10 protein-coding genes are annotated in these 15,464 nt (G+C 75.6%); 5 read left to right on the top strand and 5 right to left on the bottom strand.

What is annotated here, in order from left to right:
* Positions 1–146: 146 nt before the first annotated feature.
* Positions 147–1,712 (bottom strand): lipase maturation factor family protein, encoded by a 1,566-nt coding sequence (locus tag ACIQTO_RS21410; protein ID WP_402390182.1) that lies wholly within the window; start codon positions 1,710–1,712, stop codon positions 147–149.
* Positions 1,713–2,164: 452 nt separating this feature from the next.
* Positions 2,165–3,226: a GAF domain-containing protein gene (locus ACIQTO_RS21405; RefSeq protein ID WP_402390179.1), complete on the bottom strand. Its 1,062-nt coding sequence runs from the start codon at positions 3,224–3,226 to the stop codon at positions 2,165–2,167.
* 420 nt (positions 3,227–3,646) lie between these two features.
* On the opposite strand from ACIQTO_RS21405, the gene ACIQTO_RS21400 reads away from it, so the two are divergent.
* The 5 genes from ACIQTO_RS21400 (at position 3,647) to ACIQTO_RS21380 (ending at position 8,757) form a co-directional block, all read left to right on the top strand.
* On the top strand, positions 3,647–4,921 hold the full coding sequence (locus tag ACIQTO_RS21400) for an acyl-CoA dehydrogenase family protein (RefSeq protein WP_402390244.1): 1,275 nt from the start codon (positions 3,647–3,649) through the stop codon (positions 4,919–4,921).
* Between the two features lie 420 nt (positions 4,922–5,341).
* Positions 5,342–7,321, top strand: coding sequence for a sensor histidine kinase (locus tag ACIQTO_RS21395; RefSeq protein WP_402390177.1), 1,980 nt, complete (start codon positions 5,342–5,344; stop codon positions 7,319–7,321).
* On the top strand, positions 7,321–7,752 hold the full coding sequence (locus ACIQTO_RS21390) for a roadblock/LC7 domain-containing protein (RefSeq protein WP_402390174.1): 432 nt from the start codon (positions 7,321–7,323) through the stop codon (positions 7,750–7,752). The genes ACIQTO_RS21395 and ACIQTO_RS21390 overlap by 1 nt, the downstream gene beginning before the upstream one ends.
* Positions 7,749–8,129, top strand: coding sequence for a DUF742 domain-containing protein (locus ACIQTO_RS21385; protein ID WP_402390171.1), 381 nt, complete (start codon positions 7,749–7,751; stop codon positions 8,127–8,129). The genes ACIQTO_RS21390 and ACIQTO_RS21385 overlap by 4 nt, the downstream gene beginning before the upstream one ends.
* A 55-nt stretch (positions 8,130–8,184) precedes the next feature.
* Positions 8,185–8,757: a GTP-binding protein gene (locus ACIQTO_RS21380; protein WP_402390168.1), complete on the top strand. Its 573-nt coding sequence runs from the start codon at positions 8,185–8,187 to the stop codon at positions 8,755–8,757.
* 123 nt (positions 8,758–8,880) lie between these two features.
* Here ACIQTO_RS21380 and ACIQTO_RS21375 read toward each other — a convergent pair whose 3' ends face one another.
* From ACIQTO_RS21375 to ACIQTO_RS21365, 3 genes are all read right to left on the bottom strand, one after another.
* The gene (locus tag ACIQTO_RS21375) at positions 8,881–9,366 is read right to left on the bottom strand and encodes a MarR family winged helix-turn-helix transcriptional regulator (protein WP_402390166.1); all 486 of its coding nucleotides are present in this window, start codon (positions 9,364–9,366) and stop codon (positions 8,881–8,883) included.
* Positions 9,367–9,561: 195 nt separating this feature from the next.
* On the bottom strand, positions 9,562–11,571 hold the full coding sequence (locus ACIQTO_RS21370) for a hypothetical protein (RefSeq protein WP_402390164.1): 2,010 nt from the start codon (positions 11,569–11,571) through the stop codon (positions 9,562–9,564).
* Complete coding sequence (locus tag ACIQTO_RS21365; protein WP_402390161.1) at positions 11,568–15,464, bottom strand: DUF5682 family protein; 3,897 nt, start codon at positions 15,462–15,464, stop codon at positions 11,568–11,570. The genes ACIQTO_RS21370 and ACIQTO_RS21365 overlap by 4 nt, the downstream gene beginning before the upstream one ends.

Genomic DNA, 15,464 nt, shown 5'->3' with positions numbered 1-15,464 from the left:
CGCACGGAGGCCCCGACGGGAGGGGCTGGGGGGTGCGCGGTCGGGCTGCCGGTTGTGGAGGCCAAGAATACGGGTGCCCGTTCGAGCCTTGCACGCACCCACCGCCCGACGGACCGGTGTGGCGTGCCACACCGCCCACCCGGCCGCTACCCGGGAGGGCCGGGCGGGTGGTGCGGTGCGGGGCCGGACGGGTGACCCGGTCGGCGGCGCGGCCCGTCCAGGGGGACCGCACGGCTCCGGCGGCCGAGCGGCGGCCGGTGACCGGAACGAGTGAGGGTGTCAAGGCTGACCGGCGCGAGGTACTCGTGCGGCGCGGTCCGGTGCCACCACGCGCCGGTGGCCCGCAGTTCGTGCCAGTCGGTGAAACGGTAGTGGTGGAGCGTCGCCCGGACGTGGGTCGGCGGGGCGTCCGGGAACGGGTTGTGGCGCAGCAGCCGCAGCGTGGCCGGGTCGTTCGCCAACAACCGGGCGACGAAGGGCAGGAACCAGGGCCGGGCGTACGCGGGCGAGATGGCCGCGAACCACATCAGCCAGTCCAGCCGCAGATGGTAGGGGGCGTACTGACGCGGAAGGCGGCGCACGTCACCGGGTTTGCCCTTGAATCCGTACTCGTGCCAGACGGTCTGCCGGGTGACGGTGGGCTCGTGGGTGCCCTCGATCACCACTTCCTGGCGGATCCGGCTGACGCTGCCGAAGGCGCCGTAGGTGTTGACCAGATGAAGCCGGTTGAAGGATCGGTTCATCGCCTGTTCACGGGAGAGCATGTTCCGGACCGGCCAGTAGCTGAGCCCGGCGACGGCGAGGGTCAGCGCCGTCGCCAGGCCTTCGAACCAGCCGGGGGTGCCCTGGTAGGCCTGCGGGTGGACGGGCAGCCCGAGCCGGGCCGGGTCGACGGCGGCGAGGGCCAGGGTGATGGTGAGCCAGTTCAGCCAGGCGAAGTTGCCCGAGGCGACCAGCCAGAGCTGGGTCACCACGACGACGACGGCGGCCCAGGTGGCGACCGGCTGCGGGAGGAAGAGGGCGATCGGCACCACCAGCTGGGTGACGTGGTTGGCGGCGGCCTCGACCCGGTGCAGCGGTGCGGGCAGGTGGTGGAAGAACCAGCTGAGCGGTCCGGGCATCGGCTGGGTCTCGTGGTGGTAGCGCAGACAGGTCAGGTCGCGCCAGCAGCGGTCGCCGCGCAGCTTGATCAGTCCCGCGCCGAACTCGACCCGGAAGACCAGCCAGCGCATCAGCCAGAGCACCGGGAGCGGTGGGGCGATGTCCGCGTTGCCCAGGAAGACGGCGAGGAAGCCGGCTTCCAGCAGCAGGGACTCCCAGCCGAAGGAGTACCAGGTCTGGCCGACGTTGACGATCGACAGGTAGAGCACCCAGAGCACCGCCCACAGCAGCATCGACGTCCAGAGCGGGACGGCGTCGCCCAGTCCGGCGGCCAGGGCGGCGGAGAGGCCCGCGCCGGTCCAGGACACGGCGGCGAAGAAGCGGTCGCTGTAGTGGAGGTGGAAGAGGCTCGGCGCCCGGCGGAACGGCACCCGCTCGGTGAAGCGGGGCACCGGAAGCATGCCCTCGGCGCCGATCAGGGCCCGGAACTGCGCGGCGGCGGCCGTGAAACCGGTCAGGTAGACGACGGCCAGCAGCCGTTGCACCAGCAACCGGCTCAGTCCGTACTCGGGTGCGGCGAACCAGCCGGCGAACCACTCCATGCGGCCCATGCCTACCATCGGCGGTCGTCGCGCGGCGCCCGTCCGGGGTACGGGGGCGGCCGGTTCACCCGCGCGGCGGCCGGGTGGCTGCGGCTACGGCTGCGGCTGCGGCTGCGGCTGCGGCTGCGGCTGGGGGCACGGCGCCGGCTGCGGCGACCGCCACGTCAGCGGGCCCCGGCGGGCTCCCGGCGGGCTCCCGGAAAGCACCGTGGTGGGGTCGCCTCTCCTCGGGGGTGAGAGGCGACCCCACCACGGTGGCGGGATCGGTGGACGTGACGTCGCTCGTGGACGTGGCGTCGCGGGTGGCGGGCCGGCCGCAGTGGCCGGGCCGACAGCCGCGGCAGCGGTCGTGGTCGGGCGTCGTGGTCGGGTGTCGTGGTCGTGGTCGTGGTTCGTGGGGCGTGATCGTGACAATGGCCGTGTTCGTGGCAGTGGGGGACGGGATGCGAAGGGCCCGGGGCTCAGCCGGGGAGAACCAGTCCGGCCTGCCCGGCGCCCAGTCCGTGGCGGCCGGTGGTGGCACCGCTCTGCTGGAGCCGGTCGACCAGCAGAGCGGCCAGGGTGCCCAGCTCCTCCTCGGTGCGGGACTGCGCGGTGACGTCCATGCCGGCGACCAGAACACCGCTGACCCGGCCGGTGCGCGCGGCCCGCTGCGGGGTGCAGGTGAAGCTGAAGATCTGGTGGATCCGCTGGGCGTCCGGCCGGGTGGACTGGAAACGGACGTCGTTCAGGACGGTGGCCCGACCGCTGTGGTAGGCCTCGGCCACCGCCTGCTCCAGCCCGGCCGCGGCGAGCTGCGGGTAGGCCCGACCGATCGGGCCGGGGGCCGCCACCGCGCCGAAGAGCTCGGCGTGCCGGGGGTTGGCGTAGCGGATCTGCTGGTCGGGACCGTGGGTGAGCATGATCGGGAACGGCGAGCCGTCGAAGGCCGCGAACATCTCCTGCTGCTGGGCGATCAGGTTGTCGCGCAGCCGGATCTCGGAGAGCAGCGCCTCGGCGAGGTGCTGGATGTCGCGCAGCCGCTCGCGGCCCCACGGGCGGGGCTCACGGTCGAGCACGCAGACGGTGCCGATGACGGTGTTGGTGTCGTCGACCAGCGGGGCGCCGAGGTAGGAGCGCACCCCCAGCTCGTCGACGACCGGGTTCCCGGCGAACCGGGGGTAGGCGAGGATGTCGTCGAGCGCCAGCGGGGAACGCTGGGCGACCACGTGCGGGCAGAAGCCGTGGCTCAGCGGCATCTCCCGGGTGGGCAGATCGAAGGCGATCCCCCGGTCGGCCCAGGAGCAGCCGGTGTCGCCCGCGGCGTCGGCGGAGTTTGGCGGAATGAAGAGCCCCCGGAACATCTGCCGCTCGTCGTTGATGAAGTTGACCATGGCGATCGGGGCGCGGGTGAGGCTGGCGGCCAGGTGGGCGAAGCGGTCGAAGGCCTCGTCCACGGTGGGTTCGTTGAGGCCCAGGTCGCGCAGCCTGCGGGTCCGGTCGGACTCGCCGGCGAGACCCGGGGGATGGCCTTGCGTGCTCATCACATCAGTCATGGCGCACATGTAATCAGACGTCCGTCGCGATTCGCGCTCCCGGCCCACCCGGGCTTCGTGCCTGATGGACGGTCACACCGGCACGTGGCGGAGCGCCCGGCGGAGCGGCGAAACGGGCAATGATCAATCCCCCGTGACGGGGCCCTTCAATCCTCCTCCGCTTCCGGGTGATCCCTTTCACGCCAATCCAAGATCGACCCTGGGAAGGGCCGGATCGTCATACGACAATGAGCCCTGCCGAAAATACGGACGGTTTCCGTCAGGATCCCGCCTCGCACTTCCGCGCGCACCGGCTGCATCGGGGCAACCGGCCGCCACCTCATCACCCCCACCCTTGGGCGGCCGGAGCGGTTCGGCTGCACGGACGGAGGCACGACCACCCCGCAATCGAGAGGACCCAGCATGGCGATGGACTACTTCACCGACGAACGACACGAGAGCCTCCGCGCGGAGGTACGTGAGTTCGCGGAGAAGGAAGTGCGCCCGCAGGTGGCCAGAATGGAGGCCGACCGCACGGTCGAGGTCGAGCTCTCCCGCGAGATCGCCCACCGCGGCTGGATCGGGGCCACCATCCCGCGGGCCTTCGGCGGGCTCGGCCTCGGCCATCTCGCGAAGACGGTCATCGTCGAGGAACTGGCCCGGGTCAGCGGCGCGATGGGCGCGATGGCCCAGGCCTCCCAGCTCGGTGTCGCCAAGGTCATCCACTTCGGCTCGGACACCCAACGCCGGTACTGGCTGCCCCGGTTCGCCTCCGGCGAGGTGCTGCCGACGATCGCCGTCACCGAGCCGGACTCGGGCGGCCACGTCCTCGGCATGACCGGCACCGCACGGCGCGAGGGCGACGAGTACGTCCTTGACGGCCGCAAGTGGTTCGTCGGCAACTCCCACATCGGCGACGTGCACGGCGTGGTGCTCCGCACCGGCGAGGGCAGCAGGGGCCTGTCGGCGTTCCTGGTCGAGAGCAGCCGCCCGGGCTTTCGCACCGGCAGCCTCGGCTCGCAGAGCGGCCTGCACGGCTTCAGCTTCGGCGAGATCGTCTTCGAGAACTGCCGCATCCCCGCCGCCAATCGGCTGGGCGAGGAGAGCCAGGGCCTGGACGTCGCCTACTCCTCCTCGACCCTGTACGGCCGGCTGAACCTGGCCGCCGTCGCCCTCGGCATCCACACGGCGATCGTGGAGGACACCGTGCGGTTCGCCGAAGGGCGGGTGCTGTACGGCAAGCCCCTCTCGCAACTTCCCAACATCGCACTCAAGTTGGGCGAGATGCAGTCCCGACTGATGACCGCCAAGCTCGCCGCCTACCACGCCTCGCACCAGCTGGACCACGGCCGGCCCTGCGATGCCGAGTTGATGAACGCCAAGCTGATCAACACCGAGTACGCGCTGGACTCCGCCCGGAACGCGATGGAGATCCACGCCGCCCGGGGCCTGCAGGCCGAGTTCCACATCGAGCGCTATCTGCGGGACGCCACCCACATCTACCCGCCGGCCGGCACCTCGGACGTCCAGCGACTGCGGCTCGGCCAGGTGGCCTCGGGCACGTACGGCAAGCAGTGGTCGGCGGAGCTCTCCGACCTGACCAGCTGGGCCTGGACCGAGCTGGCCCAGCGGGAGGCCCGACTGGAGGCCGACGCCGCGCGCGCGGCCGGCGCCGCCCTGCTGCACATGCCACTGGCGGGCTGAACCACCCCCGGAAGTACCGCGAGCACCCGGGACCGGCCCACGCCCGGCTCCCGGCCCTCCTCCGACTTCCCGTATTTGACCTGTTCCTGACGGCTTTCCGGAGACCTCCCCTCAGGCTCCCGGGAGGCCGTCGACGATCCGGGCCATCGCTCTGACCAGCCCGGACGTGCCGTTCGACGGCCGATCCACCGGCGCGCGACCGCGTCACCAGCCGCTCACATATCGTCAGTTGATATTGCGATAGGGCCTCCTGGGGCTGATACCGTGCCTGACGTCGGCGGCCGCGCTGCACCGCTCGGACGGTGACACCACGTCACCTTGTCCGGCCCCCTCCGGGGCACCGCCGGCCGTGGCGCTCCGAGACCCCGGTCAGAACCGGGCACGGGCGAACCCGCCGTTGGCCCCGCACCAAGGAATCAGATGCCAGGCATATCGGCCCCGCGCACGGGCCACCGCGCCGGCCGGTCCGGCTCGCTCCGCCGCTCTCTCCTCGCCCTCGTGCTGGTCCCCGGCCTCGGCCTCGCCGCCGCCTGGGGGTACGCCCTCTACCTGCTGCGCGACGCCGGCCACCGGATCGCCCTGTCGGCCGTCAGCGCGGCCGTCGCCGTCCTCCTGGTGTGGAGCCTGGTCCGCGGGGTCCGGCTGGCCCGGGCGGTGTCCGCCCGGCTCCTCGGGCTGCGGGCCGACGCCCTCGCCGTCGCCCAGCACGAGATCCCCCAGGTGGTCGGCCGGCTCCGGACCGGCGAAGCCGTCCCGCCACCGCCGTCCTGGTCGCCCTCCCGGCGCGTCGGCGACGAGCTCCAGCAGGCCGCCGAGGGCGTCGCCGCCGTCCGCACCGCCGCCCTCACCGCCATCGTCCACCAGGCCCACGGGCGCGAGGGAACCAAGAAGGTCTTCCTCAACATCGCCCGCCGCACCCAGATCCTGCTCCACCGTCAGATCAGCATGCTGGACGCGCTGGAGCGCGAGCACGAGGACCCCGAGCTGCTGCGCGAGCTGTTCGCCGTCGACCACCTCGCCACCCGGATGCGGCGCAACGCCGAGAACCTCGTCATCCTCGGCGGCGCGCTGCCGGCCCGGCGCTGGCGCAACGCCGTACCGGTGGTCAACGTGCTGCGCAGCGCCGTCTCGGAGACGGAGAACTACTCCCGGGTCGTCGTCCGGGGCATCCCGCGCGTCTCGCTCGGCGGGGAGGCCGTCGCCGACGTCATCCACCTGGTCGCCGAACTGATCGAGAACGGCACCACCTTCTCCCCGCCCTACACCAAGGTGCAGGTGTCCGCGCAGGAGGTCTCCCGGGGGCTGGCCGTCGAGGTCGAGGACCGCGGACTCGGGATGAGCCCGGAGGAGTACGAGCGGCTCAACGCCTACCTGGCCGACCCGCCCGAGCTGGACGTCTCCGCGCTCGGCGACGACCTGCGCCTCGGTCTCTTCGTGGTGGCCAGGCTGGCCACCCGGCACCGCATCCAGGTCACGCTGCGGTCCTCCCCCTACGGAGGGACGCGGGCCGTGGTGCTGGTGCCGTCGGTGCTGCTGGAACAGGCGGAGCTGCCGCCGTCCGTGGCCGGCCTGCCGTCCGGCGCCCGGGTGACCCGGACGCCGGTGGAGGCCGCCCCGGAGCGGGACGGCGGAGCGGGCGCGGACCTGCGGGGCGGGACCGGCGGGAGCGGCGGAAGGGACGGGACCGGCGCAAGGGACGGGGGTGGAGGCGGCGGGAGGGGCGGAACCAGCGAGGAACTGTCGGATGCGCTCGCCGGAGTCCTCGGCGGGCTGCTGGGCGCCGGGCCTGCCGGGGTCGGGCCGGGGCCGTCGGCGCCGGCGTCCCCCACTACGGGCTCACCGATCCCCGGGCTGCCCGACGCGGTGGTCGTGACCCGGCCCGCGCTGCCGGGGCGCCACCACGGCCCGGCCGACGAGCCCCCGACCGGGGCTGCGGACGGCGGCCTCCCGGGAGGCGAGGGCCCTGCCATGGACGGCGCCGCCGTCGGGGGCCCTGTCGCTGACGGCTTCGGGAGCTCCGCGGGCGCCCCCGCGCCCCCCGCACAGGGGCGTATCCAGGAGGTCCGGTCCGAGCACGGCCCGGACGGCCTCCCGCAGACCCCGCCCGTCCTCCCCCGGCGGGTCCGGAACGCCGGCCTGGCCGAGCAGTTGCGGCAGGCACACGCGCCCGCCGCCGTGCCACCGCCGGGCCCCCCGGCGGGCGGCGGGGCGTCGGCCGTCGACGACACCGCGCCGGAGCGCTCCCGCGCCACCATGGCCGCCGTCCAGCGCGGCACCCGCGCGGCCCGCGCGGCGGACCCCTCCCCGGAACCGCCTGCCGCCCCTCCGGCGGCCTCCACGCCTCCCACCTCTCCTGCGGCCCCTCCCGCAGCGCCTCCCGCAGCCGAGGAACAGCCGTGATGACGCGGCAGCCCGACGCCCGGCGCGATCTCCACCGACTGCTGGACCAGTGGGTGGCGCGGGCCACGGAAACCCGGCCCGCCGCCGTCCTCTCCGCGGACGGCCTGCCGGTCGGCCTCTCCCGGGGCTTGGAGCCGGCCGACGCCGCACACCTCTCGCCCGTGCCCTCCGGCCTGCGGAGCCCGGCCCGGGGCACCGGGGACCGCTTCCACGGCGGCCGGGTCCGGCGGACGGTGGTCGAGATGGATCAGCTGTTCCTGTTCGTCACCACCGCCGGCCAGGGCGCCCGGCTCACCGCACTGACCAGCGATCCGGTCGAGGCAGGGCCGATGGCCCACGAGATCACCATGCTGGTGGAGCAGGTCGGCCAGTACCTCTCCGCAGCACCGCGCGGCACAGCCGGCGAGGCCGACCCGGGCGGCGGTGCGTGACCGCGGACGCCGACGAGGTCTGGTTCTTCGACCAGGACGCCGGCCCTCTGGTCCGCCCCTACGCCATCACCAACGGCCGCACCGGCCCGCTCCGCACCGGCTTCACGCTGATCACCCTGGTGGTCACGGCCGACCCCCGCACGGACACCACCCGGCTGTCGCCCGAAGCAGCCGCGATCATCGGGCTGTGCCGCGAACGCCCGCTGGCCGTGGCCGAGATCGCGGCCGGCCTGGACCTGCCGGTGAGCGTGGTCAAGGTGCTGCTGGACGATCTGTGCGAGACCCGGCTGATCCTCACCAGGGCTCCCGTTCGGCCGGCGGACACACCGGACGTGGCACTGATCCGGGCCGTGATCGAAGGCGTCCGCCGGCTCTGACCGGACAGCCCACCCGCTCCACGAACGCTTCTCATCCCCCTCCAGGAGAGCCGAATTGACGATCCAGAGCATCGTGCCGGGTGCGGTCAAGATCCTCGTCGCCGGTGGCTTCGGCGTCGGCAAGACAACCATGGTCGGCTCGGTGAGCGAGATCGCGCCACTGCGGACGGAGGAGCACCTGACCCGGGCCGGCATCGAGGTCGACAGCCTCGACGGCGTCCGGGACAAATCCGCCACCACCGTCGCGCTGGACTTCGGCCGGATCACCGTCCGGGCGGACCTCGTGCTCTATCTCTTCGGCACGCCCGGCCAGTTCCGGTTCTGGTTCATGTGGGACGACCTGGCGCTGGGCGCACTCGGCGCGGTCGTGCTGGTCGACACCCGGCGACTGGAAGCCGGCTTCGCCGCCGTGGACTTCTTCGAGCAGCGCGGGATCCCGTTCGCCGTCGGCGTCAACTGCTTCCACGGGCGGCGCGACCGCACCGCCGAGGATGTCCGCCGGGCCCTGGACCTGGATCCCGGCGTCCCGGTCGTGCTCTGCGACGTCCGCGAGCGGAACTCCAGCAAGGAGCTGCTGCTCGCCCTGCTCGACCGGGTCCACCGGGAGGCTCTCACCGAGGGCCGGTGACCACCGCGGCGCTGCCGGGACGGTGCGGGGGCCGGAGCCGCGGCGCTGCCGGGACGGTGCGGGGGCCGGAGCCGCGGCGCTGCCGGAACGGTGGTGGGGCCGGAACGGTGGTGGGCCCCCTGGTCAGACGGCGGCCGGAACCGTGGCGGCGGCCGGGCCGGCCGGAGTGACCTTGAGCTCCTCCAGGGCCCGCACCAGCGGGGCCAGCTCCGGCGTCCCGGTGGCCTTGGCGAGCGTCGCCTCCAGGGTCGCGTCGTGCACCGGTCGGGCGGCGGTGAGCAGGTGGCGGCCCTGCGGGGTCAGCTCGGTGTAGATGCCGCGCCGGTCGTCCACGCAGAGGAAGCGGCTGAGCAGGCCGCGGTCCTCCAGGCGCGTCACCAGGCGGGTGGTCGCGCTGCTGCTCAGCGCCGCCGCCCGGGCCAGCTGCTGCATCCGCATGTGCCAGCCGTCCTGCCGCGAGAGTGCGTCGAGCACCGTGTACTCGACCACCGACAGCTGGTGCTCGCTCTGGAGTGCCTTCTCCAGCGCCGCGTCGATGAGGCCGTGCAGAGCGGCGAGCGTACGCCAGCCGCAGGCGCGGATCTCGGCGGCATCGTCGTGGATACCCATGGCTCGCCCTTCTCTTCCCTGTCCCGGGCCGGATCCCGGCCCGAGCTCGTACGCGAACTCGGGCCCGATCCCGAACCGGACCCCGTGGCCGGTCGGCCGACCGGCCCTGGTCGACGGTGGTACGACCGGTCGAACGTTCTCCCGTCCCCCCAGTATGCCATTCGACGCGTTTTACCTGCCTGTGCAAATACTTTCTTATGACCCAGCCTTGACCTGATCCTGCCGTTGCCAGCCCCCCGCGCAGAGCGCCGAGGCCAACTCCTCCCCGTAGCAGGCCGCCGCCAACCACGCGGTGGTGAACGCGGCGTGGTCGTCCGCCACGATCCGGCCGAACACGTCCCGGGGGTGGTCCGCCGCCGCCGCGCGGAGCGCGTCCAGCAGGGCCGCCGCCGTGGTCAGACCGGCCGCGCGCAGCTCCGCCCGGCCGGTGTCCGCCGTCCCCGCGCCGAGTGCGAGCCCCTGGCGCCCACCGGTCACCGCCTGCGCGACCCGGCGGCCCAGCAGGTGGACCGGGGCAGCGGGCCCGTCCGGGACGACCGGGGCAGCGGGGGCCGCCGCCAGAGCCTCGGTGCCGGGGACGACCGCGGCGGCCCCCGCGGTGGTGCTCGCGGTGGGGGTGAGATCGGCGGTCTGCAGCCGTTCCAGGCCCAGGTTGACCCGCGCCGCCCGGTCGGCGGGCAGGGCGAGGGCCGGTTCCCCCGGCTCCGGACCGGCGGGCGGCGCACCCACCGCGAGCAACCGCAGCTCCGGACGCTCGGCGCGCTCCAGGCGGCCGATCACCCGCAGCCGCAGGCCCGGCGCGGTGGCGAGCAGCGCCAGGTTGCCCCGGTGGGCCAGTCCGGGGTGATCGTGTGCCGCGCGCAGCGCGACCACCAGCCCGGCACAGTCGGCGAGCAGCCGCGCTGGCTCGCCCGGCCCGTACGGGGCGGCGCCGAGCAGCGTGACGTCCAGGAACAGCAGGTCGCTCCCGGCCGGCCGGGCGTCGAACGGCAGTGCCTCCGCCGCCAGGGCCCGTTCCACCTGGACGGCCGGCGGCACCGCCCAGAGCCCGGCGACCGGCTCCGCCGTCCACGCCGCGCCGGCGGCCCGGACCGCCCGGACCGAGCTGCCCGCACCGAGCCGGCCGGTCGCGGACCGGGTCGCGCCCTGGACGGCCAGCCCCGCCCGGGTGAACTCGCGATGGCTGAGCAGCGCGTCACCCAGCCGGACCGCCCGGTTCCCGGCCCCGACCGCCTGCGGCGCGGCGGCGGTCGGGTCGGCGTGCGGCATGACCTCCGCGACGGTGCTCAGCCGGCCGGTGGCGTCGACCGCCCAGGTGAGCACGCCGGCATGGGTGGCGGTCAGCACCGGTTCGGCGAACAGCCCGTACAGCCGCAGCCCGCCCGCCTCGTGGTACGCCTGCCGGGCGGTGCCGCGCAGCACGGCGGGATCACCGTGCCCGGCGGTCAGGGCCGTGGTCAGGTCGAGCAGCTCGCGCAGGCCGGCGACCAGGGCGGCGAGCCGGTGGTCCGGCTCGCCCGAGCGGGCCGCCCGGACCCCGGTGACCACCGCGACCGCCACGGCGGCCGGCCGGTGGAGCCCGGCGAGCCGGGCCCGGTGGGCGGCGCGCAGCAGCTCCGCCTGGAGCACGGCGCCGGCGCCGGACACCCCCGCCGCCAACACGGCCGCGGCGGCGCGGTGCAGATGGCGGGCCGCTCCCTGCTCGGCCGGGGTCAGCGGGCTGCCGGAACCGGCATCGGCGGTGTCCGGGGCGGTGACGGCGGCAGGGGCGGCAGGGGCGGCAGGGGCGGCGGCCGGGGTGAGCGGCGCGCCGTCCTCCGGTTCCCGTTCCAAATCCGCCGCCGGGCCCGGCCCGGTGTACGGATCGGCCTCGGGGGCGGTGTCGGCCTCGGAATCGGCCAGCGGGCAGACCGTGACGGCCGCCGCCCGGTGCACACAGGCCGGCGCCAGGAGACAACCGCAGCGGACATCGGCCTGCCCCCGGACCACTCCGCCCGGCGCGTGCAGAACGAGCGCCGTCTCCTCGTCCACCTCGATCCGCCACTCGTCGCCGGACCGCCGCACCGGGCGGTCCGCCAGCTTGGCGGCCGCTCCGTCCAACCGCTTCTGCAGGCGGGCCGACAGGCCTGCCACCACCTCGGCGACCACCTCCGGCCGGACGGCCGGCCAGGCCACGCCGGGCCGCGCGATCTGCTGCTCTGTCATCGGACCTTCTCCCCCACCCAGCGGGCCAGTTCGAGCGGGCTCAGCGCCGCCACGGGCATCCCGGCCGCGACCAGTTGGCCCGCGACCGCCTTCGAGTAACGCGCCGCCCCGGTGTCGTCCAGTGCGGCACAGCCGAGCAGGTGGCAACCGGAGTCGACCAGGGCGCGGGTCTGTGCCAGCAGCGCGCCGACCGGGCCGCCCTCCTCGAAGTCGCTGATCACCGCGACCAGCGTCCGGGACGGCACCGTCACCAGCTCCCGGGCGTACTTCAGCCCGGTGGCGATCTGGGTGCCGCCGCCGATCCGGACCTCCAGGAGCAGGCCCAGCGGATCCTCCACCCGCTCGGTCAGATCGACGACTTCGGTGGAGAAGGCGACGAAGTGGGTGCTCAGGGACGGCACCCCGGCCAGGATCGAGGCGGTCAGCGCGGCCCAGACCGTGGAGGCCTCCATCGACCCCGACACGTCCACCACCAGGATCAGCCGCCAGTCGGCCGCCTGACGGGCCCTGGTCCGGAAGACCGGACGTTCGGGAACGATCACCGTGCCGGCCTCCGGCTCCCCCGGCCGGGCCGGCCGGGCGGTGGCGAGATTGGCCCGGATCGTCCGGTCGAGGTCGAGCCCACCACCGGGCCGCCGGCTCGGACGCGGCACGCTGATCCCGGTGAGCGCCGGGCGGAGTCTGGTCGCCAGCTCCCGGGTGAGTTCGTCCACCAGGCGCCGCACCAGTGGGCGCAGCCCGGCGATCCGCGCCTCGGGCAGGCCGCCCGCGTGCTCCAGCACGGTGCGGAGCAGGTCGACGGACGGGCGGACCGCGCCCGGGTCGATCGCGTCCAGCGCGTCTGCCCGGCCCCGCCCCACGGCGGCGGCGAGCACTTCCTCGCGAATACCCGGCCCGAACAGCGCGGTCAGCTCCTCGGACCACTCGCGCACGCCCGGATACGGCGCCTCGCGGCCGCCCCGGTTGCCACCGGCGCCGCCCCGGCCGTCCAGGCCGGGCCCGGAGCCCTCGCCGTGCCCACTGCCGTACAGCTCGTCGAGCGCGGTGGCGAGCCGGGCGGCCCGCCCGCCGAAGCCGCCGCTGCCCGGCCGGCCGAGCAGCAGCCGCCAACGCTCGGCGGGCGCGAGCGCGTGCGTCGCGAGGGTGTCCGTCGCGGGCGTGTCCCTCGCGGGGACGGGGTCCGGGTCGGCGGCGGACACAGGCCGGACGGTGCGCTCAGGTAGGGCGAGCGGTACGGCCGATGGCCCGGTCGGCGGTGTGGCCGTCGGCCCGGCGGGCGGCCCGACGAGGGGCGCCGGGAGCAGGCCGCGCCGGTCCAGGGCGGCGCGGGCGGCGAGGTCGGCGCGGGCCCAGTCGGCGAGCAGCGCGGGCGCGACGGTGTCCGGCAGGGCGTGCAGCCGGCTGCCGAGCCGCTCCTCGACCAGGGTCAGCAACCGGTCACGGGCGGCCGGGGCCAGGGTGTCGAAGCCTCCGCGCAACGCGGGCAGCCGGTCCAGGAAGGCGGTGTCGGACAGCGCGGTGACCCGCTCCAGCACCGGTTCGAGCGCCTCGGGCGCGGTGGCGAACAGCCCTTCGGCCGCCGTCAGCAGGCCGACCAGCGAGCGGCCGAGGGCATGCCGGGTACCGGCATCGGTGGCCCCGTCGACCCAGGAGGCCGCGCGACCGCCGAAGACCGCCGGGCCGTCCTGCCCGAGCAGGACCCGCACCGCCCCGGCCGCACCCCGGATCAACGGACTGCCGCCGTCGGCGAGTGCGGTCAGTGTGTGGCCGAGCCGCACGCCACCGGACAGGTCGGCCCGGCGGGCCAGCTCCACCAGGGCCCGGGCGTCCGCCGGATCGTCCGACCCGCCCAGCCCCTCCAGTTGGCGCACCGCCGCGTCGGTCAGCAGCGCGCCCGCCGACACGAGCGCTGCGAGTCGGCCGTCGGACCGGGCGTCGGACGGCGCGGCCGGACCGGACGGGCCGCCCGGCGGGCGTTCCTCGGGCGCGAGGCCGGGGATGTGACCGGCGGCGAGGCGGTCCAGCAGGGCCAGGGCGTCCAGGAGTTCGGGGAGCGTGCCGCCCTGCGGGAGAACGGAGGTGAGCTGGGCGAGACGGGTGTCGGCGAGCGCGGGCAGACCGCAGGCGGCGGCATCGGCGAGGCCCCGGAGCACCTCGCGGGCGGTCGGGCCGTCGGCCTGCTGCTCGCGGCGCAGCCGCTCCCGCAGCGCGCCCTCGGCCGCCTGGGCCGGAGTGACGCCGCGGGTGCCGGCGACCGTCAGCATGGCGGCGACGGCCGGGGTCCACCGCACCCGCCAGCGGGCGCCGAGGGTCTCGGTGCCGCCCGCGCCCACGCCGGACACCGGTTCGCCGTACGGGACGCCGCAGACGGTGAGCCGGTGCAGGAGCAGGTCGCGGCGGCGGTCGAGCGGTGAACGCAGCGGATCCAGCCGGAGTTCGCGCGGGGCGGCCTCGGCGGTGTCGTCCGGCCCGGGGAGGCCGAGGTCGGTGAGGGCAGCCTCGACGGCGGGCGCGAGGCCGCTGCGCGGGGCACCGGGCGCGGCCCGCCCGGTCCGGGTGCCGACCAGGACGCGCTCCAGCGCGCGGGCGACGGCCCGGCCCCGGCCGAACGGCTCCCCCTGGGCGAGCACGGTCTGGACGGCCTCGACCAGTTCGCCCCGGCCCGGGGCGGCCAGCCCGCGCAGCCGTGCGAGGTCTCCGGCGAGCCGGACGATCTCCCGGGCGTCGGCCGGGCCCGACGGGTGGTCCTGGAGGCGCAGGGCCTGGCAGACGCGCACCGCGGTGTGGGTCAACGCGTCTGCGAGCCGGTCCGGATCGCCACCCGCGTCGAGCACGGTGTGCTGCCACTCCGGGTCGCGGATCCCCGCCGGGTAGCCGGAGCGGGCGTCCAGCAGGGGGTAGGTGTAGGGGATGAGCGAGACGACGTGGCCGTCGTCCGCCGCCGCGCCCCCGTCACTGCCCCCGTCGCTGTCCTCGGGGCCGCCCTCGGGGCCGCCCGCGCCGTCGAGCAGCGCGGGCGCGTGGAAGGCCCCGACGACGGCGGCGACCCGGCGGCCGTCGGCCGCGGCGGCCCGGACGCTCGCGCGCATCCAGGCCTCGCGCCGCAGGTCGTAGGGGTCGACGCCGTCGCCCTGCGCGGCGTCGCGCCGCATCGCCCAGCCGACCAGCAGCGCGGCGCGTCGGACGGCCTCCGGGCTGGAGCCGGGGGCGGCCGTCTCGACCAGGCGATCCCAGAGGTCCTCGTCGTCGTCCCGCCCGGTGAGGCGGTGGCGCAGCGCGTCGGCGACGCCGGGGCCCCCGCCCGCTGCCGGCCGCCCGACCTCCCGGCGGGCCTCGGCCCGCCGGGCGAGCGGCAGGTCGCAGGCCAGGACCGGCACGCCGTTGCGACGGGCCCAGCGCAGCGCGGCCAGCTCCGGGGAGAAGTCGGCGAACGGGTAGAAGGCCAGCCCGGCGGCCCCCTCGCCCACGGCGTCCCCGGTCGTGCCCGGGGCGGCGGCCAGGGCGACCGGCGCCCGGGTGGACTCGTCGGCCAACCAGCCCAGCCAGGGCTGGAACTCGGTGGGCAGCTCGACCAGCACCACCTCGGGCCGGGCCGCGTCGAGCAGCGCGGGCACCACCGCGCTGAGCGACGGCGCATGGTGCCGGACCCCGATCAGGTACGGCCCGGGCCGGCCGGCCCCGGAGGCGGCCAACCGCGCTGCCTCCGCCTCGACCAGCCCGCGGGGGTCGCCGTGGTCGTCGGCCGTACCGGGACCGCCCGGCCGCCCGGGCTCGCCGAGGTCCGCTCCCCCGGCACCTGAGTCACCGGACACCGCTGTGCCGGACACCGCCCCGCCGGACGGCGGACCGCCCGGTGCGACACCGCCGGGCGTCACCGCGCTGCTCCTCGTCAT

Origin of the sequence: Kitasatospora sp. NPDC091207 (assembly GCF_044768625.1) — a bacterium.
Lineage (GTDB): Bacteria > Actinomycetota > Actinomycetes > Streptomycetales > Streptomycetaceae > Kitasatospora.
The sequence above is the reverse complement of the archived record's forward strand: the minus strand, read 5'-3'. Positions and strand labels throughout refer to the sequence as shown.

Coding starts and splice junctions, on each gene's coding strand:
- ACIQTO_RS21395 (WP_402390177.1), top strand. CDS start 5,342: ATGCCAGGCATATCGGCCCCGCGCACGGGCCACCGCGCCGGCCGGTCC.
- ACIQTO_RS21370 (WP_402390164.1), bottom strand. CDS start 11,571: ATGACAGAGCAGCAGATCGCGCGGCCCGGCGTGGCCTGGCCGGCCGTC.
- ACIQTO_RS21365 (WP_402390161.1), bottom strand. CDS start 15,464: ATGACGAGGAGCAGCGCGGTGACGCCCGGCGGTGTCGCACCGGGCGGT.
- ACIQTO_RS21410 (WP_402390182.1), bottom strand. CDS start 1,712: ATGGGCCGCATGGAGTGGTTCGCCGGCTGGTTCGCCGCACCCGAGTAC.
- ACIQTO_RS21390 (WP_402390174.1), top strand. CDS start 7,321: ATGACGCGGCAGCCCGACGCCCGGCGCGATCTCCACCGACTGCTGGAC.
- ACIQTO_RS21405 (WP_402390179.1), bottom strand. CDS start 3,226: ATGAGCACGCAAGGCCATCCCCCGGGTCTCGCCGGCGAGTCCGACCGG.
- ACIQTO_RS21375 (WP_402390166.1), bottom strand. CDS start 9,366: ATGGGTATCCACGACGATGCCGCCGAGATCCGCGCCTGCGGCTGGCGT.
- ACIQTO_RS21400 (WP_402390244.1), top strand. CDS start 3,647: ATGGACTACTTCACCGACGAACGACACGAGAGCCTCCGCGCGGAGGTA.